The 18,490-nt window shown below is 61.0% G+C and carries 18 protein-coding genes; 2 read left to right on the top strand and 16 right to left on the bottom strand.

Features of this window, described 5'->3' with window-relative positions:
- Positions 1-45 precede the first annotated feature (45 nt).
- From thiO to BMZ46_RS25855, 7 genes are read right to left on the bottom strand one after another with little or no spacing between them, the layout of a single operon-like run.
- Entirely contained in the window at positions 46-1,146 is a 1,101-nt protein-coding gene (thiO, locus tag BMZ46_RS25825) for a glycine oxidase ThiO (protein ID WP_074691480.1), read from the bottom strand.
- A 57-nt stretch (positions 1,147-1,203) separates the two neighbouring features.
- Positions 1,204-1,605, bottom strand: coding sequence for a type IV pilin protein (locus BMZ46_RS25830; RefSeq protein ID WP_064382097.1), 402 nt, complete (start codon positions 1,603-1,605; stop codon positions 1,204-1,206).
- A 15-nt stretch (positions 1,606-1,620) separates the two neighbouring features.
- Positions 1,621-4,713 carry a pilus assembly protein gene (locus tag BMZ46_RS25835; protein WP_074691481.1) on the bottom strand — a complete coding sequence of 1,031 codons (3,093 nt, stop codon included), beginning with the start codon at positions 4,711-4,713 and terminating at the stop codon, positions 1,621-1,623.
- The gene (locus tag BMZ46_RS25840) at positions 4,700-5,179 is read right to left on the bottom strand and encodes a pilus assembly PilX family protein (RefSeq protein WP_074691482.1); all 480 of its coding nucleotides are present in this window, start codon (positions 5,177-5,179) and stop codon (positions 4,700-4,702) included. The genes BMZ46_RS25835 and BMZ46_RS25840 overlap by 14 nt, the downstream gene beginning before the upstream one ends.
- Before the next feature lie 10 nt (positions 5,180-5,189).
- Complete coding sequence (locus BMZ46_RS25845) at positions 5,190-5,903, bottom strand: PilW family protein (protein ID WP_074691483.1); 714 nt, start codon at positions 5,901-5,903, stop codon at positions 5,190-5,192.
- Positions 5,900-6,349 carry a type IV pilus modification protein PilV gene (gene pilV / locus BMZ46_RS25850; RefSeq protein ID WP_074691484.1) on the bottom strand — a complete coding sequence of 150 codons (450 nt, stop codon included), beginning with the start codon at positions 6,347-6,349 and terminating at the stop codon, positions 5,900-5,902. The genes BMZ46_RS25845 and pilV overlap by 4 nt, the downstream gene beginning before the upstream one ends.
- Entirely contained in the window at positions 6,346-6,819 is a 474-nt protein-coding gene (locus tag BMZ46_RS25855; protein ID WP_064599521.1) for a GspH/FimT family pseudopilin, read from the bottom strand. Before BMZ46_RS25855 ends, pilV begins: the two co-directional genes overlap by 4 nt.
- Before the next feature lie 127 nt (positions 6,820-6,946).
- On the opposite strand from BMZ46_RS25855, the gene BMZ46_RS25860 reads away from it, so the two are divergent.
- Positions 6,947-7,501 carry a GspH/FimT family pseudopilin gene (locus tag BMZ46_RS25860; RefSeq protein WP_074691485.1) on the top strand — a complete coding sequence of 185 codons (555 nt, stop codon included), beginning with the start codon at positions 6,947-6,949 and terminating at the stop codon, positions 7,499-7,501.
- Here the strand turns inward: BMZ46_RS25860 and ispH are convergent.
- From ispH to murJ, 6 genes are all read right to left on the bottom strand, one after another.
- Positions 7,473-8,417 carry a 4-hydroxy-3-methylbut-2-enyl diphosphate reductase gene (gene ispH / locus BMZ46_RS25865; RefSeq protein ID WP_038361699.1) on the bottom strand — a complete coding sequence of 315 codons (945 nt, stop codon included), beginning with the start codon at positions 8,415-8,417 and terminating at the stop codon, positions 7,473-7,475. The genes BMZ46_RS25860 and ispH overlap by 29 nt on opposite strands.
- A 75-nt stretch (positions 8,418-8,492) precedes the next feature.
- Positions 8,493-8,930, bottom strand: coding sequence for an FKBP-type peptidyl-prolyl cis-trans isomerase (fkpB, locus tag BMZ46_RS25870; RefSeq protein ID WP_170844943.1), 438 nt, complete (start codon positions 8,928-8,930; stop codon positions 8,493-8,495).
- A gap of 7 nt (positions 8,931-8,937) precedes the next feature.
- The gene (gene lspA, locus BMZ46_RS25875; protein WP_074691487.1) at positions 8,938-9,450 is read right to left on the bottom strand and encodes a signal peptidase II; all 513 of its coding nucleotides are present in this window, start codon (positions 9,448-9,450) and stop codon (positions 8,938-8,940) included.
- Complete coding sequence (gene ileS, locus BMZ46_RS25880; RefSeq protein ID WP_074691488.1) at positions 9,443-12,274, bottom strand: isoleucine--tRNA ligase; 2,832 nt, start codon at positions 12,272-12,274, stop codon at positions 9,443-9,445. Before ileS ends, lspA begins: the two co-directional genes overlap by 8 nt.
- Positions 12,275-12,288: 14 nt before the next feature.
- Positions 12,289-13,227, bottom strand: coding sequence for a bifunctional riboflavin kinase/FAD synthetase (ribF, locus tag BMZ46_RS25885; RefSeq protein WP_007959537.1), 939 nt, complete (start codon positions 13,225-13,227; stop codon positions 12,289-12,291).
- A 129-nt stretch (positions 13,228-13,356) separates the two neighbouring features.
- Entirely contained in the window at positions 13,357-14,895 is a 1,539-nt protein-coding gene (murJ, locus tag BMZ46_RS25890) for a murein biosynthesis integral membrane protein MurJ (RefSeq protein WP_074691489.1), read from the bottom strand.
- Positions 14,896-15,147: 252 nt separating this feature from the next.
- On the opposite strand from murJ, the gene rpsT reads away from it, so the two are divergent.
- A complete protein-coding gene (gene rpsT, locus BMZ46_RS25900; protein WP_003228351.1) occupies positions 15,148-15,420 on the top strand; it encodes a 30S ribosomal protein S20 in 273 nt (90 codons plus the stop codon).
- 114 nt (positions 15,421-15,534) lie between these two features.
- Here the strand turns inward: rpsT and BMZ46_RS25905 are convergent, their stop codons facing one another.
- From BMZ46_RS25905 to cgtA, 3 genes are all read right to left on the bottom strand, one after another.
- The gene (locus BMZ46_RS25905; protein WP_039771714.1) at positions 15,535-15,999 is read right to left on the bottom strand and encodes a CreA family protein; all 465 of its coding nucleotides are present in this window, start codon (positions 15,997-15,999) and stop codon (positions 15,535-15,537) included.
- 10 nt (positions 16,000-16,009) lie between these two features.
- Positions 16,010-17,128 carry a glutamate 5-kinase gene (gene proB, locus BMZ46_RS25910; RefSeq protein WP_039771715.1) on the bottom strand — a complete coding sequence of 373 codons (1,119 nt, stop codon included), beginning with the start codon at positions 17,126-17,128 and terminating at the stop codon, positions 16,010-16,012.
- A gap of 137 nt (positions 17,129-17,265) precedes the next feature.
- Positions 17,266-18,489 carry an Obg family GTPase CgtA gene (gene cgtA / locus BMZ46_RS25915; protein WP_039771717.1) on the bottom strand — a complete coding sequence of 408 codons (1,224 nt, stop codon included), beginning with the start codon at positions 18,487-18,489 and terminating at the stop codon, positions 17,266-17,268.
- Between the last annotated feature and the right edge of the window lies 1 nt (position 18,490).

Below are 18,490 nucleotides of genomic sequence, written 5' to 3' on the forward strand. Positions count from 1 at the left end.
GCTTGCCCGCGAAGGCGATTTATCAGTTGCCGGAAGAAAAACTGACTAGATCCGTCCGGCCGGTGCATATGGCGCCGGATCAATGATCGGCGCGCGCCCCAGCATCACATCGGCAAACAACTGACAGGACGCCGGCGCCAGCACCAGCCCATTGCGGTAATGCCCGCAGTTCAGCCACAGACCGTCAAACCCCGGAACCCGGCCAATGTAAGGGATGCCCTCGGGCGAACCCGGTCGCAGCCCGGCCCAGTGCCCCACCACTTCGGCATCGGCCAGCGCCGGCAGCAACTCGACTGCCGATGCCTTGAGGCTTTCCAGCGCGCTGTCCGTCGGGGTCTTGTCGAAGCCTTCGTGTTCCAACGTACTGCCGATCAGAATGTGCCCGTCACGGCGCGGAATCGCGTAGCGCCCCTTGGCCAGCACCATGCTCGGCAGGAAATCCGCCGCGCACTTGTAGAGAATCATCTGGCCCTTGACCGGCTCCACCGGCAGCGACAGGTCCAGGGTCTTGAGCAGTTCGCCGCTCCACGCACCTGCGGTGAGAACGACCTGATCACCGGTGATCACACCCGTGGAGGTCTGCACGCCCACCACCCGCTCGCCATCACGGACAAACCCGCTGACTTCGCACTGCTCGTGAATCGTCACGTTCGGCAACGCCTGCAAAGCCGCTTTCAAAGACTTCACCAGCCGCGGATTGCGCACGTTGGCGACATCGGCCATGTAGATCGCCCGGGAAAAACCGCCACCGAGCACCGGTACCGCATCATGCGCCGCCGAGATATCCACAGCCCGCAGCGGACGGTTTTCCCGCGCAGCCCACGCCAGCGCTTCGGCTTCGTCATCCAGGTCCAGCCAGTACAGGCCGGTGGTGTGCACTTCGGGGTCGACCCCGGTATCGGCAAAAAGGCGCTCACCCAGTTGTGGATAAAAATCCTGCGACCAGTGCGCCAGCGCGGTGACGGCCGGGCTGTAGCGCCACGGGTACAGCGGAGACACGATACCGCCGCCGGCCCAGGACGATTCCTGGCCGACGTTCGAACGATCGAGCAGCACCACGCTGCTGACCTCGGAGGCGAGGTTGTACGCAGTGAGCAGGCCAATCACCCCGCCACCGACAATCACCACTTGCTGTTGCCTGGTCATGTTTGATCCAACCGTAAAAAAGACAGTGGGCGCAAAAGGCACCCGAAATAATGCGGCTCAGCGGCCCCAGCAATCCTTGGTGGTCAGCCCGGTGGTCGCGTTGTTCATGCTTCTGACACCGGTGTTGGTGAGGGTGAAATCGCCGCACTTGTCAGTGGCCATGCTGGTGCCGGCCTTGCGGGTCGCGGTCAGCACAAAGGTCTGGTCAGCGATGGTCGGGGTGATGGTGTAGAAATCATTACCCGTGCTGAGACCGGTGACGCCCGTGTAAGCATTGTTTCTGGTGTAGAACCGCTCGAGAGTCTGCGCCTGCTCCGACAGCAGCGATACCACCTCGGCGCGACGGCCCTTCTTCAGATATTCGGTATAGCTCGGTGCGGCAATGGTAATGATGATCCCGATAATCGCAATCACGATCATGATCTCGATCAGGGTGAAACCTCGGTTGGATCTGCGCATGCCTCGAACTCTCGCTTACTGAATTTGCCGCCACATGATACGCCGGCTGCCGCCGCCGGATTTTTCCACCAGGGTGGTGATACCGCCACTGGAATCGTTCACGACCTTGCGTGATGCACCGTTGACGATGGCGTTCAGGGTCGGGATACCGCCGGTGAACACCACGCCGCTGGAAATCGTGTCGTTGCTGTCGACCACGCCATCGGCGTTGGTGTCGAGCACCGCGTAGTTGAGCATCTTACCGCTGAACGCATCGAGTTCGATCAGTTTGCCGGTACCGAAACTGGAACACGGGTCGGTGGTATCGACACTGGCCGTGGTGAACACGATTCGTCCCAGCACCAGACTGGCCTGGTTGATCACCCGTTCGCCGGTCAATGCGTTGTTGTACACCAGCGGCAGGTACCAGCCCTTCTCCGCCGGATACGTCGTGTCGTTCTGGCTGGTGGTGACGAACTGTCCGGTACTGCCGGAGAACACCCCGGTAATCGCCTGCGCCTGCAAACTGCTGACCGTGATCTGGCCCGACCCGCCATCGGCATCCCACACCGAATAGAACGCCTGCAAATCCTTGTTGGTCTTGTCAGCGGCTTCGTTGAATTTGCCGGTGCCGACGAAAATCTGTTTGCCACCCAGAGCGTTGTCCGCCAGCAACGGTTGCGCGGTGATCGGCTGAGTCGCCCCGCCGGCCGTGGTGAACAACGGCCTGCCGGAAAACGCCACGCCCCAGCTGTCGGAGGACGTGGCGCTCAGGTCGAATTTCCACAACCGCCCCTTCAAGTCACCGCCATATGCGGCCTGCACCACGTTCTGCGAATTGACCCGCAGCTTCACCGAGGATAAACCGTTGGTAGTTTCCGTACCGTCGATGACAATTTTTCTGATCAGCGAACCATCGCGCACATCCAGCACATACAGCGCCGCCACCCCGGAGTTGCTGCCGTAACCGTTGGCAATGAATGCCGCCCAGCGACCATCGGCCAAGCGTGCCACTTCCGGACGGGCATAGGCGTAACCCAGATCATTAAAAGCGTTGGAAGTACTGGCGGTCGTCGGCGCGCTGACTTCCCACAAGGCACGGATGACGTTGCCCGCCGAGGCGTCGAACAGCTGGAGCCCATAGAAAGTCTTGCCGCCGGCGCCCGTACCGCCGATGGCCAGAGTTTTCCACGCCGTACCGAATTGCGCATCGAATACACCGAGCTGACCATCCACCAGAAACTTGTGGCTGACGCCGTTGACGTAGTTCGGATCGGCAATCAGGCGCAGCGAGGGCAATACGCTGGACGGCATGTAGGCATAGCGCCGGGTACCGTTGGCCGAGTTGATGACGCTGACAAAACCGTCGTTGGCGTTCACCACCAGGCTGGCATTCATGTTCGAAGCCTTGGTGGTCAGGTAGGTGCTGTAGGTGGTGTCACCGGCCAGATCGGAGGCGGTTTTTTCCGTGGGCGAGGCCAGCACCAGCGGCGAGTTGATGATGTCCCCGAGCAATACGCTGCGCACTTTGAGCCCGGCCTTGTTGGTGCCCTTGCTCCACTCGACCAGATCGATGCCGCTGATGCCGGTGGGCAAACCCTGGCTGAGAACGGTCTGCTGGGCCGGGGAGAAGTTGCCGTAAGCCAGCGTCACCGCCGCGTTGTTCAGGGAGTTCCACGACTGGTAGGTCGGCGCAGTGGCTCCGGGCACGATGGCCGTATCGGTGGTCCACAGCACCGCCGAAGTATTGACCGCCCCGGCCGAGTTGAACCCAAAGGACTTGATCGTGCCGCGCCAGTCCTTGGGGTCATAACTGGTTTGGAAATAACTGGTGCCGCTCGCCAGCGTCGTCCCGCTGGCGACACCGCTGCCGCCGGAACCGGCCTTCGAGGTGATGTCGCTCAACGCCGAAGACAGCGCGGCATTCAGACCGGCGCTGTCGGTCGCCTGGTAGTAGCGGCCCTGTCCGTAATCGGCGGCATCCGAGAGCATGTCGTTGGAAGCGGTGAAACCCACGGTGTAGGTGTTCATGTTCTGCCTGGGGAAATCCACCGCGTTCCAGCTCTTGCCCGCTGCATCGGTGCCGGTGGAACGCATGTCGATGTCGAAGGCGAACTTGGCGATATCGTCCAGGTACAGCGTATCGCCCTCCCCGTCCCCGTTGAGGTTGTTCCCGTCATTGTTGATGCCGTCCCAGTTCGGCAGGCGGCTGCCGCCCAGCGGGTCGTTGCTCGGAAAGGTGCGGTCGTAGGTCGGCAAACCGTCGGTGATGACCACGCCGTAGTTTTTCTGGCAGCGATACTGGATCGGGCTGGTGTAAGTGCTCGGCGTGGTGTTGTAGTACGGCGCCATCCCGCGCATATAGCGGGTGATCTCGTAGTAGGTTTCGGCCAATGGAGTGTTGGCCACCGCGCTCAGTCCGTTGATCGAGGAAATCAGTGCGTTGTAGTTGGTGTCGGCCTGGGCCTGGGTCACGCTGCCGCTGACCGGTGACAGGTCGCTGATGGAGCGGGCAATGAAACCGCCGTTGCCAGGGTTGTTGCTGGTGGCCGGATTGAAGGTGGCCAGGCCCATGCGCAGGTTGCGGTTGCTGGTGACCAGTGCGGTGGAAACGTTGCGCGCTACGTTGATCCGGTAATCGTTGGGAATTGCCCCGGTGGTGAAGTCGCGTGTGCCGTTGTTGATCGCCAGACTCACCACATAGGAAATGTAATCCGCCGAATAGCGAGTGTTGCCGCTGCCCACCGGATCCGGCAGCTTCAGGCAGAGCGGCGTCAGGCTGTTGTTGTAGAACGCATAGGCACCGCCGGAGCAGCCGGAGGTTGGCAGGCTCGAGAGAAAGATCGTATCGCCGGTAATGGCAGTTGAGCTCAGGCACAGGCCGATGACCGCGTTGCACTGGCGGGCCGGCGTGCGATCCACGGTCGGATCGAACCCTGCTGCATAGATGATGCTGTTCATGCTGCCCGAGTCGTCGATCATCAACATCACGTTCGGTGGCACGGCGGCCGCGCTTAACAGTGGCGAATCGGACGGCGTGAAAGCATACGCCGGTGCCGCCAGATAGAGCCCGGTCAACACGCCGAGCAGCAGCGACAACCATTTGAAGCGTCGCTCAGTACTTCGCATAGACACTCTCCACCACACTGCGCGAAGTGCCGGCGATGCCGATGGCCGTGACCCGGTACAACGTCGCCGAGGTGTTGCTCGGTACGTTCACCGCCGTCAGGGTCGTACCGATATTCTGCACCCCGTAGAACCCGCTGCCGGCGGCGATCCAGGTGACCCCCGACGTGGAATTGAACCCGGCCGCGCTGACCACCGAGGACTCCGCCGGCGGCGCGCATTGGGTAGGGCTGGCGCACACCGCCAGCGCGTAGCCATCCAGTTGCACCGCACTTTCGCCGATGCGCAGCGCGGCCTCGGCAGTCTGGAACGATTGATTGCGCAAACTCACGCTGCCGGCCATTTTTTCCTGCAGGTTGGCGCTTTGCATCGATGACAGGCCGATCAGCGTCAGGAGCAGCAGAAATACCAGGCTGACCAGCAACACCATGCCGCCCTGGGACCGTCGCCGATGGAGAGAAACGTTCATCGCTCGCCCCTCACTGCAAGCGGTTGCGCAAGGCGGCAACCACGTTGAAGGTTTGATTGCGGACCCGATTATTCGGATCAGTGAGGGTCAGGCTCAGGCGTACGCTGCGAATCCGCGCCGGATCACCGGGGTTGGCGCTGTAGGTGGACGCCGCAACATCGGTCGCGGAACTCGCCAGACCAAACATCACGGTGAACGCACTGACATTGTTCACCAGCACCTGCTGGGCGGGGTTGCCGCTGCCGGTGCCCATCAGAATCTGGTTATTGCTGAAGCTGTAGACCAGCCGACGGATCGGAAACGCGATCTGTCCTGTCGCCGCCACCCGCGCACCGGTATAAGCCGTGGCGCTGTTGCGGCAATCGGAGACCACGGTCCAGGTCGGCGTCCCGCCCGCGCTGCCGACATCGGCGGTGACCAGGGTCAGTTTTAGATTGGCGTTGTCCCAGCTGATCGGCGTGATCTGGGCCGCTGTGAAATCTCCCGCCGAGCTGGAATCGGTAATCGTGCCCAGGCAGCCGAACATGCCCACCATGCGCAGTTCCTGGATCATCTTGCTCAACACGAACCGCGCGTCCTCCTGCATGGCGGCCGCACTGTTCTGACTGACATAAGTGTTCTTCGCCGCCAGGAAGATCTGCACCACGCCGAGCACCACGATCAGCCCCAGCGCCAGAGCGACCAGCATTTCGATCAGGCCGAAACCCAGGTTTTGGCGCTTCATGGTGTGGCCACCGGATCGACCGCGGCGCGACTCGTCAGGACAAAACTGCGGGTTGCACCGGTCGTATTGGCGGCGCGCGCGTCACTCCAGGTGATGGTGATGGTGTACACGCGTTGATTGAGGGTGATGCTGCCGGTGGCGGTCGGGCCACCGAAATTGACGATGTTGGTGGTGAAGTCGTAGAGGTCCTGATCCCGGGCGACACTCAGGTTGCCCGTGGTCGGCGGTGTGACGGTGTAGTCGGCGCCCGAGTTGGCGCGAATCCGGTCCATCATGTCGTAAGCGATAAAACTCGCCTGGCTGGTCATGCGCGAGCTGTCGGTGTACTTCAGCGCATTGAGCTGAACCGCCGCCGCGCCCAGCAACCCGACCGTCAGAATCAACAACGCGACCAGCACTTCGATCAGCGTCATGCCCTCCTGTGCGTACTTGCTCCCTGCCCTCATCCGCAACTTCCACCCAATTGAATTCGTCCGTTCAGACACACGTTCAGCGTCCTGCTTTGCGTGCCCAGCGTGTAACTGATCACCACCGCCGTGGATGGCGCCGCCAGCCCGCCCAGATTATTGAAATCCAGCGCGGTCACTCCAGAGGGTAGCGTCAGAGTCGCGCCGCTGCTCATCGCTGGAACAACCCGCAATACATTGGCCGGAGTGCCAGTACTGTCGTAGACCGACAACTCGCCGGTCCAGACACTGCCGCCGGCGCTCGGCCGCAAGCGAGTGGTGACGCCCCGGTTGATCGCCTCGAGCCTGGCGTAGTTGAGGGCCCGTTGCAGGTCGCCGACCTCGGTGTCGGCCTTGCTGCCCTGCACCGAACGGGTGAATGCCGGCACCGCCATCGTGATCAGGATCACAAACACCGCGACCGCCACCAACAGCTCGATCAGCGTGAAACCTTTTGTACGATGATCCATCGATGCCCTCCGTTGCCGTCGGCTATACCTGTACAAACCTAGAACATTCGACCGGCATGCGCCGGTTGATTTACCGCGTGCGGCGCACGGATTGCGCCGCCGTGCACAATCCAGGGAGGAGGCGCACATGCCGCAACAGGGTTTCAGTCTGGTCGAACTGCTTATGGGACTGGCGATCGGCGCAATTGTTCTGTCGCTGGTCAGTCCGGCGCTGGCGGACTTCACCGAATCAAACCGGCGGCAGCAGGCCGCGCACTCTTTGCTCGACGGGATTCGTAATGCCCGGAGCATGGCCATCACGCGCAACCAGAGTGTGGTGATTCATGGCATCAACGGTGACTGGGGTCAGGGCTGGCGGATCATCCTGGATCTCAATGGGAAGGGGCCGGCGGATGCGGGTAATCCATTGCTGACCGAGCAGGCGAGTGACGGAAAGATACCGATTGTCGGCAACTGGCTGGTGAGCCGTTACATACGCTTCAGCAGCCTGGGCCAGCCACTGGTGCCGGACCGGAAATTTCAGGCGGGGACGTTACATCTATGCTCGGCTCGCGAGCCGGTCAGCCAGCTCCAGGTGGTGCTGGCGGCAACCGGTCGCGTACGCCTGACCAGCCAAAAGGCTGAACAGGCGCTTTGCCGAAAGGATAAAGCGATCAGATCGAGCGAACGCGCAGCTCTTTAGGCATCGAGAACGTGATGTTCTCCTCACGCCCGGCCAGTTCGTCGGCGCCGGTGGCGCCCCAGGCCTGCAACTGCTGGATCACGCCACGCACCAGAACTTCCGGAGCGGAGGCACCGGCGGTGATGCCGATACGCTCGACACCGTCGAACCAGCTCTTTTGCAGGTCTTCGGCGCCATCGATCAGGTAGGCCGGCGTGGCCATGCGTTCAGCCAGCTCACGCAGGCGGTTGGAGTTGGAGCTGTTCGGGCTGCCCACCACCAACACCACGTCGCATTCGTCGGCCAGTTGCTTGACCGCGTCCTGACGATTCTGCGTGGCGTAGCAGATATCGTCCTTGCGCGGGCCACCGATGGCCGGGAAACGCGTACGCAGCGCATCGATGACACGGCTGGTGTCATCCATCGACAGTGTGGTCTGGGTGACGAAGGCGAGTTTTTCAGGGTTGTGCACCTGCAACTCGGCGACATCCTTCTCGTCTTCGACGAGGTAGATCGCGCCGCCATTACTGGCGTCGTACTGGCCCATGGTGCCTTCGACTTCCGGGTGACCGGCGTGGCCGATCAGGATGCATTCACGGCCGTCGCGGCTGTATTTCGCGACTTCGATGTGCACCTTCGTCACCAGCGGGCAGGTGGCGTCGAACACTTTCAGGCCACGGCCGGCGGCTTCGGTGCGCACGGCTTGCGAAACGCCGTGGGCACTGAAGATCACGATCACGTCGTCCGGTACCTGATCGAGCTCTTCGACGAAGATTGCGCCACGACTGCGCAGGTCTTCAACCACGAACTTGTTGTGCACCACTTCGTGACGCACATAGATCGGCGGCCCGAAGACTTCCAGGGCGCGGTTGACGATTTCGATCGCCCGGTCCACGCCGGCGCAGAAGCCACGGGGGTTGGCGAGTTTGATTTGCATGCGGTGCCTCGTGTCTTGCGCGCGAAAGATTGGATCATTACAGGAGCCGGTCAGCCGGCTCCTGCAGAACAGCAATTACAGCGCTTTGACGGAGAAGATTTCCACGTCAAAGGTCAGCGTCTTGCCAGCTAGCGGGTGATTGAAGTCAACGGTCACTTGCGCATCGTCGAACTCTTTCACCACACCCGGCAGCTCAGTATTGGCCGCATCGTTGAAGATCACCAGCAGACCCGACGACAGCTCCATGTCCGCAAACTGCGAACGCGGGATGATCTGTACATTTTGCGGGTTCGGCTGGCCGAAGGCGTTTTCCGGCTCGACGGTCAGGGTACGCTTGTCGCCGGCCTTGAAGCCGAACAGCGCCGCCTCGAAGCCCGGCAGCAGGTTGCCGTCGCCGACCTTGAAAGTCGCAGGGGCTTTGTCGAAAGTGCTGTCGACCGTGTCGCCGTTCTCCAGGCGCAATGCAAAGTGCAAGGTGACTTCCGTGTTCTGGCCGATGCGTTGCTCAGCCAATACCTGTTCAGTCATGAACGGTTTCTCCGGATTTCTTGGTTTTGAACATGTCCAGTGCCAGCATCACCGCGCCAACGGTGATGGCGCTGTCGGCGAAGTTGAACGCCGGGAAGTACCAGCGGTTCTGCCAGTGCACCAGAATGAAGTCGATCACATGGCCCAGGGCAATGCGGTCATAAAGGTTGCCCAGTGCGCCGCCAAGAACCAGCGCCAGCGCGATGGCCAGCCAGGTTTCGTTGCGGCCCAGGCGCTTGAGCCAGACCACCAGCACTGCACTGACCGCAATCGCGATCAGGGCGAACAGCCAGCGCTGCCAGCCTGAGCTGTCCGCGAGGAAGCTGAAGGCAGCGCCGGTGTTGTAGGCCAGTGTCCAGCTGAAGTAATCAGGGATGATCACGATCTGCTGAAACATCTCGAGCTTGCCTTCGAAGTAGAACTTGCTGGCCTGGTCAATGACCAGAACCAGCAAGCTCAACCAGAGCCAGCTCAGCCGTCCGAAACGGCCAACGGCATTAGGCATAGTGACGAACCTCGCCAGCGCCATCGATGTTGTCCACGCAACGGCCGCAGATTTCCGGATGTTCCGGGTTCACGCCGACGTCTTCGCGGCAGTGCCAGCAACGGGCACATTTCGGGAAGGCGGATTTGACGATCTTCAGCTTCAGGCCGCTGACTTCGGTGGCCACAGCGTCGGCCGGAGCCTGCACGAACGGCGCAACAGTGGCAGTCGAGGTGATCAGGACAAAGCGCAGCTCGTTGCTCAGTTTGGCCAGGTCGGCGGTCAGCGCGTCTTCGGCGAACAGCGTCACTTCGGCTTGCAGGTTGCCACCGACGGCCTTGGCCGCGCGCTGGATTTCCATTTCTTTGTTGACCGCCACCTTCACTTCCATGATGCGATCCCAGTACTCGCGACCCAGCTCGAAGCCTTCCGGCAACTCGGTCAGGCCTTCGTACCAGGTGTTGAGCATCACCGATTCGTTGCGCTCGCCCGGCAGGTATTGCCACAGCTCGTCGGCGGTGAACGCCAGGATCGGCGCGATCCAGCGCACCAGCGCTTCGGAGATGTGGAACAGCGCGGTCTGGCACGAACGACGGGCCTTGCTGTCGGCGCCGGTGGTGTACTGGCGGTCCTTGATGATGTCCAGATAGAAACCACCCAGCTCCTGCACGCAGAAGTTGTGGATCTTCGAGTAGACGTTCCAGAAACGGTATTCGCCGTAATGCTCTTGCAGCTCACGTTGCAGCAGCAGGGTACGGTCCACCGCCCAGCGATCCAGCGCCAGCATGTCTTCAGCCGGCAGCAGATCGGTGGCCGGGTTGAAACCGGTCAGGTTGGAAAGCAGGAAACGCGCGGTGTTACGAATACGACGATAGGCGTCCGCGCTGCGCTGCAGGATCTGCTCGGACACAGCCATTTCGCCGGAGTAGTCGGTCGACGCGACCCACAGACGCATGATGTCGGCGCCCAGGGTGTCGTTGACTTTCTGCGGCGCGATCACGTTGCCCAGGGACTTGGACATCTTGCGCCCGGACTCGTCCACGGTGAAGCCGTGGGTCAGCAGCTCGCGGTACGGCGCGTGGTTGTCGATGGCGCAACCTGTCAGCAAGGACGAATGGAACCAGCCACGGTGCTGGTCCGAACCTTCCAGGTACAGGTCGGCACGCGGACCGGTCTCGTGGCCCATCGGGTGCGAACCGCGCAGGACGTGCCAGTGGGTGGTACCCGAGTCGAACCAGACGTCGAGGGTGTCGCTGATCTTGTCGTACTGCGGCGCTTCATCGCCCAGCAGTTCGGCAGCGTCGAGTTTGAACCAGGCTTCGATGCCTTCGACTTCAACGCGCTTGGCGACTTCTTCCATCAGCTCGACGGTACGTGGGTGCAGCTCGCCGCTTTCCTTGTTCAGGAAGAACGGGATCGGCACGCCCCAATTGCGCTGACGGGAGATGCACCAGTCCGGACGGTTGGCGATCATCGAGTGCAGGCGCGCCTGCCCCCAGGCCGGAACGAACTTGGTTTCTTCGATGGCTTTGAGCGAGCGCACGCGCAGGGTGTCGCCGCTGACTGGCTCTTTGTCCATGCCGATGAACCACTGCGCGGTGGCGCGGTAGATCAGCGGGGTCTTGTGGCGCCAGCAGTGCATGTAGCTGTGTTCGATGACGGTAGTGTGCAGCAGCGCACCGACTTCGGTCAGCTTGTCGACGATGGCCGGGTTGGCCTTCCAGATGAACTGGCCGCCGAAGAATTCCAGCGACGGCACGTAAACGCCGTTGCTCTGTACCGGGTTGAGGATGTCGTCGTTGACCATGCCGTACTTCTTGCAGGTCACGAAGTCGTCAACACCGTAGGCCGGGGCGGAGTGAACCACGCCGGTGCCGGCGCCCAGTTCCACGTAGTCGGCCAGGTACACCGGCGACAGACGGTCATAGAACGGGTGACGGAAATTGATCAGTTCCAGCGCCGAGCCCGGTGCGGTCGCCAATACAGTGCCTTCGACGCCGTAACGGGTAAGGCAGGATTCGACCAGTTCTTCAGCCAGCACCAGCAGCTTGTCGCCGATGTCGACCAGGGCGTAGGTGAATTCCGGATGAACGTTGAGCGCCTGGTTGGCCGGGATGGTCCACGGGGTGGTGGTCCAGATCACGATCGAGGCCGGTTTGCCCAGGGACGGCAGACCGAACGCGGCAGCCAGTTTGGCCTCGTCAGCGATAGGGAACGCTACGTCGATGGTCGAGGACTTCTTGTTCTCGTACTCGACTTCCGCTTCGGCCAGGGCCGAACCGCAATCGAAGCACCAGTTCACCGGCTTCAGGCCCTTGAACACGAAACCGCCCTTGACGATTTCGGCGAGGGCACGGATTTCACCAGCCTCGTTCTTGAAGTTCATGGTCTTGTACGGGTTGGCGAAGTCGCCCAGCACGCCGAGGCGGATGAACTCGGTCTTCTGCCCTTCGATCTGCTCGGTGGCGTACGCACGGCAGAGTTCGCGGGTCTTGTCCGCGCCCAGGTTCTTGCCGTGAGTCACTTCGACCTTGTGCTCGATCGGCAGGCCGTGGCAATCCCAGCCCGGGACATACGGCGCGTCGAAGCCCGACAGGGTCTTCGAGCGGATGATCATGTCCTTGAGAATCTTGTTCAGTGCGTGACCGATGTGAATCGTACCGTTGGCGTACGGAGGGCCGTCGTGCAGGACGAACTTCGGACGATCCTTGCCAATCTCGCGCAACTTTCCGTACAGGCCAATACTGTCCCAGCGCTGCAGGATCTGCGGTTCGCGCTGTGGCAGGCCGGCCTTCATTGGGAAGGCGGTGTCCGGAAGGTTTAGCGTGGCTTTATAGTCGGTCATTTAAGGCTCTTCATTTAGCGATGGGCGCTAGGTGCGGCTAGTGCACGGGCGGCGGCGACATCCGCGCTGATCGCCGTTTTCAATGCCTCCAGGGAGGCGAAACGCTGCTCTTCACGCAGCTTCTGGTGGAATACCACCGTCAAACGCCGGTCATACAGATCGCCGGCAAAATCTAAAAGATGGACTTCAAGGTGGGCCTTGCCATCACCTTGGACCGTGGGCCGCACGCCGATATTGGCGACGCCGGGCCAGGTCTTGCCGTCGATGTCGACGTCGACCAGATAAACCCCGGTAAACGGCACGCGACGGCGTTTCAGTTGAATGTTCGCCGTGGGCGTACCCAGTTGGCGGGCCAGTTTCTGGCCATGCAGCACGCGACCGGCAATCCGGTACGGGCGACCCAGCAGGCGTTCAGCCAGCGCGAAATCGGCGGCGGCCAACGCGTTGCGCACCTGGGTGCTGCTGACGCGAATGCCGTCCAGCTCGACGGTTTGCGCGGCTTCCACGGTAAAGCCGTGGACCTGCCCGGCCTGCAACAGGAAATCGAAATCGCCGAGGCGGTCGCAACCGAAGCGGAAATCATCACCGACCTCCAGATGCTGCACGCCGAGGCCATCAACCAGGATGGTATCGACGAACTCGCTGGCGCTGAGCTTGCTCAAGCGCTGGTTGAAGGCCAGACACAAGACCCGGTCGACGCCTTCGGCGGCCAGCAGTTGCAGCTTGTCGCGCAACCGGGCCAGACGCGCCGGCGCGGTCTCCGGGGCAAAGAATTCCCGTGGCTGCGGCTCGAAAATCACCACGCAGCTGGGTACGCCCAACTCGAGCGCACGCTCACGCAGTCGGGCCAGGATGGCCTGGTGACCACGGTGAACACCGTCAAAGTTGCCAATAGTGGCGACGCAGCCCCGATGCTGGGGGCGCAGATTGTGGAGGCCTCGAACCAGCTGCATAACGCGCTTCTTGCTCATAAAGTGGCCGATTATAACCACACCCGACGGCCGACGACAGGCAACACCGTAACCCAAAGTGATCGAGCCGACAAAACTGCCGGCTCGCGCCCGTCTTTCAGGGGTGAAACCTCAGCTCAACGCCTTGCGATTGAAGTCGCGCAGGCGGAAACCGAGCAGCAGCAACATGCCGAAATACGCAACCACGCCGGCAACCACCAGCGCGCCCAGGCGCAGGAAGCGCTCAAGCATGTGGCCCTGATCCCACGCGGGCATGAAATGCATGCCGATCAACAGCACGGCCGACATCACCGCCACCGCGACCAACAGCTTGAAACCGAACTTCAGCCACCCCGGCTGCGGTTGATACATCTGCTGCTTGCGCAGTTGATAGAACAGCAGCCCGGCGTTCAGACAGGCACCGGCGCTGATTGCCAGCGCCAGACCGGCGTGTGCCAGAGGACCGATCAACACCAGATTGAACAACTGCGTGACCACCAGAGTGAAGATTGCGATTTTTACCGGTGTGCGAATGTTCTGTTGCGCATAAAAGCCCGGCGCCAGCACTTTGATCACGATAATCCCGAGCAGACCGACAGAATAGGCAATCAATGCCCGCTGCGTCATTTCCGCATCAAACCCGCTGAACTGGCCGTACTGGAACAACGAAACCGTCAACGGCTCGGCCAGGATACCCAGCGCCAGCGCACACGGCAGCACCAGCACGAAGCACAGGCGCAGACCCCAATCGAGAATCCGCGAATACTCGTGGCGATCCTTGCTCGCATAGGTCTTGGCCAATGTCGGCAGCAGGATCGTGCCCAATGCAACACCGAGCACGCCGGATGGCAGCTCCATCAAACGGTCGGCGTAATACATCCACGACACAGAGCCCGCCACCAGGAACGAGGCGAAAATAGTGTTGATGATCAGCGAAATCTGACTGACCGAGACGCCGATGATCGCCGGCAACATCTGCTTCATGACCCGCCAGACACCGGTATCGCGCAGATTCAGGCGCGGCAGCACCAGCATGCCGATCTTTTTCAAGTGCGGCAGTTGGTAGAGCAGTTGCGCGAGGCCGCCGACCAGCACTGCCCAGCCGAGGGCCATGACCGGTGGATCGAAGTACGGCGTCAGGAACAGCGAAAACACGATCATGCTGACGTTGAGCAGCGTCGGCACGAATGCCGGCACCGAGAAACGGTTCCAGGTATTGAGGATCGCCCCCGCCAGCGAAGACAGGGAGATCAGCAATATATAGGGGAAGGTCACTCGCAACAGGTCGGAGGTCAGCTGGAATTTTTCCGGGGTATCGGTGAAACCCGGCGCCGTGGCCCAGATCACCCAGGGCGCGGCAATCATGCCCAGCGCGGTGACCAGCGCCAGCACCAGCGTCAGCAGACCGGAAACGTAGGCAATAAAGGTGCGGGTCGCCTCTTCGCCTTTCTGGCTTTTATATTCGGCCAGGATCGGCACAAAAGCCTGGGAAAATGCGCCCTCGGCGAAAATCCTGCGCAGCAGGTTGGGCAGTTTGAAGGCGATGAAGAAGGCGTCGGTCGCCATTCCGGCGCCGAAGGTGCGGGCGATGAGCGTGTCGCGAACAAACCCGAGAATCCGGGAAAGCATCGTGATAGAGCTGACGGCGGCCAACGATTTGAGCAGATTCATTGAAGGAATGTGTGCCTGTCGATAAACAGCAGGCGAATAACGCGCCCACTTGTGCGATACTCCGCGCCGCAACAGCACAGAGCCAAAGCTCGCGAGTTTACAGGTCACACGCCGGAAAGAAATATCCCGTCGCACCACGCCTACCACTTAGCGGAACGTTTCAAGCGCCCTTGACAAGACTTCAACTCATCGGCATGATTCGCGGCCTATTTTGTTTGCTATTTCCTAAAAAGTCTTTCGAGGAGCTCGACGGTGGCCAACTCACCTTCCGCCAAAAAACGTGCAAAACAGGCTGAGAAGCGTCGCAGCCACAACGCCAGCCTGCGTTCCATGGTTCGTACCTACATCAAGAATGTAGTTAAAGCCATCGACGCAAAAGACGCTGAAAAAGCTCAAGCTGCATACGTTCTGGCTGTGCCAGTTATCGACCGTATGGCCGATAAAGGCATCATCCACAAGAACAAGGCTGCTCGCCATAAGAGCCGTCTGAATGGCCACGTCAAGGCACTGAAAGAAGCTGCCTAAGCGACGTAGTCATTAAAAAACCGACCTCAGGGTCGGTTTTTTATTGCCTGCGATTTGCTGAAATCAAGGCCAAAAAAAAGAGGAGCCAATCGGCTCCTCTTTTTTTACGCGTGATTAATGAGCTGACGCCCACGGCAGAATCGGGATCGCCGTCACCGCATTCTGCGGGCTACCCTCGATCAGACGATCACTGTAGACCAGATAGACCAGCGTATTGCGCTTCTTGTCGAGGAAGCGCACCACCTGCATGGTCTTGAACACCAGCGAGGTACGCTCCTTGAACACCTCTTCGCCATCCTTCAACTCACCCCTGAAGTTGATCGGCCCGACCTGGCGGCAAGCAATGGACGCCTCGGCACGATCCTCGGCCAGACCCAACCCACCCTTCACACCACCGGTCTTGGCGCGCGACAGGTAGCAGGTCACACCTTCAACCTTCGGGTCATCGAATGCCTCGACCACGATCCGGTCGTTCGGCCCGACAAATTTGAACACCGTCGACACCTGACCGATTTCCTCGGCCGAGGCCAGCAACGGCAACACCATCAACAACCCCAACAATCCTTTTGCCATGCGCATCGCGTTTTCCTTACACCAGAATCAGGTTGTCACGGTGAACCAGTTCCGGCTCAGCCATGTAACCCAGCAAACCGACAATCGCATCCGACGACTGACCGATGATTTTTTGTGCTTCCAGCGCGCTGTAGTTAGCCAGGCCACGGGCGATCTCACGACCGTCCGGCGCCACGCAAACTACCATTTCGCCACGACGGAAACTGCCCTGAACCAGCTTGACGCCGACCGGCAGCAAACTTTTGTTGCCCTGGGACAACGCGGAAACCGCGCCATCATCCAGCACCAGCGTGCCACGGGTTTGCAGATGACCGGCCAGCCACTGCTTGCGCGCCGCGAGCATGCCGCGCTCAGGCGACAGCAGCGTCCCAATCCGCTCACCCGCCTTCAGACGATCGAGCACGCGCTCCAGACGCCCGCCGACAATGATGGTGTGCGCCCCGGAACGCGCCGCCAGACGCGCCGCGCGCAGCTTGGTCTGCATGCCGCCACGCCCCAGCGCACCACCGGTACCGCCCGCCACCGCATCCAGCGTCGGATCATCGGCGCGCGCTTCGTAAATCAGCTGGGCGTCAGGGTTATTGCGCGGATCGGCGTCGAACATACCGTCGCGATCCGTCAGGATCACCAGCAGATCGGCCTCGACCAGATTGGCAACCAGCGCCGCGAGCGTGTCGTTGTCACCGAAGCGGATTTCGTCGGTAACCACGGTGTCGTTCTCGTTGATCACCGGGATGACTTTCAGTTCGACCAACGCACGCAAGGTGCTGCGGGCATTCAGGTAGCGCTTGCGGTCAGACAGGTCGTCGTGGGTCAGGAGAATCTGCGCAGTATGCCGGCCATGCTCGGCAAAGCTCGATTCCCAGGCCTGCACCAAGCCCATCTGACCGATTGCAGCGGCAGCCTGAAGCTCGTGCATCGCACTGGGTCGCGCGGTCCAGCCGAGGCGACTCATGCCCGCCGCCACTGCCCCGGAGGACACCAGCACCAGCTCGACGCCGGCCTCGTGCAAAGCCACCATCTGCTCGACCCAGACACTCATTGCCGCGCGATCCAGCCCTTTGCCATCCGCCGTCAGCAAAGCGCTGCCGATCTTCACGACCCAACGCTGCGCACCTGTCACCTTGCTCCGCATCATCTTCAACCTTAGCTTGAGGGCAGCGCGACCTGGCACTGCCCGTGACGTTATTCGTGGTTCTTCGTGACCAACAATCGATTTCCAGATACTAAAACGCCGCTCGATTGAGCGGCGCTTAAGTTTACTGCAACGAATCAGTCACGCACGTAAATGATTTCCGGACCGTCTTCGTCATCCACATCTTCTTCGTCCCAGTCATCGTCGCCGATGTCATGGACCGACTTCACGCCGCTGCGACGCAGGGCACGCTTGTCATCCAGCGCCTGCAACTGCGCACGGGCCTCGTCTTCGATGCGCTGATCCAGATCGGCCAGCTCTTCCTTGTAGGCCGGGTCATTGGCCAGGCGATCGGCACGATCCTCCAGATAACGCATGATGTCGCGCGTCAGGCGCTCGGTGCCTTCTTTGGCGATGGCCGAGATCACGTAGACCGGACCGGTCCACTCCAGACGATCGACGATTTCCTTGACCCGCGCTTCGTGCTCTTCTTCGAGGATCTGGTCGCACTTGTTCAGCACCAGCCAGCGGTCACGCTCGGCCAGCGACGGGCTGAACTTGATCAGCTCGTTGACGATCACTTCAGCGGCGTCCGGAGCGCTGCTTTCATCCAGTGGCGCCATGTCGACAAGGTGCAGCAACAGACGGGTACGCGCCAGGTGCTTGAGGAAACGAATACCCAGACCGGCACCGTCGGAAGCGCCTTCGATCAGACCCGGAATGTCGGCGATGACGAAGCTTTTCCAGCGATCAACGCTGACCACACCCAGGTTCGGCACCAGAGTGGTAAACGGGTAATCGGCAACTTTCGGCTTGGCAGCCGACACCGAGCGGATAAAGGTACTTTTACCGGCGTTCGGCAGACCCAGCAGACCGACGTCGGCCAGCACTTTCATTTCCAGCTTCAGGTCGCGCTGCTCGCCCGGCTTGCCCGGCGTGGTCTGGCGCGGCGCACGGTTGGTACTGGATTTGAAACGGGTATTGCCCAGACCGTGCCAGCCGCCCTGCACCACCATCAGTTTCTGACCGGCCTTGGTCAGGTCGCCGATGACTTCCTGGGTGGCGGAGTCGATCACGGTGGTGCCGACCGGCACGCGCAGGATCAGGTCTTCACCCTTCTTGCCGGTGCAGTCGGTGCTGCCGCCGTTGGAGCCACGCTCGGCATCGAAGTGCCGGGTGTAACGGTAGTCCACCAGGGTGTTCAGGTTTTCGTCGGCCATCATGTAGATGGAACCGCCGTCACCGCCATCACCACCGTTCGGGCCGCCGTTTTCAATGAATTTTTCCCGACGGAAACTCATGCAGCCATTGCCGCCGTCGCCAGCCTTTACGCGGATCGATACTTCATCAACAAACTTCATA

It is taken from the genome of Pseudomonas sp. NFIX49 (assembly GCF_900115915.1).
GTDB lineage: Bacteria > Pseudomonadota > Gammaproteobacteria > Pseudomonadales > Pseudomonadaceae > Aquipseudomonas > Aquipseudomonas pharyngis.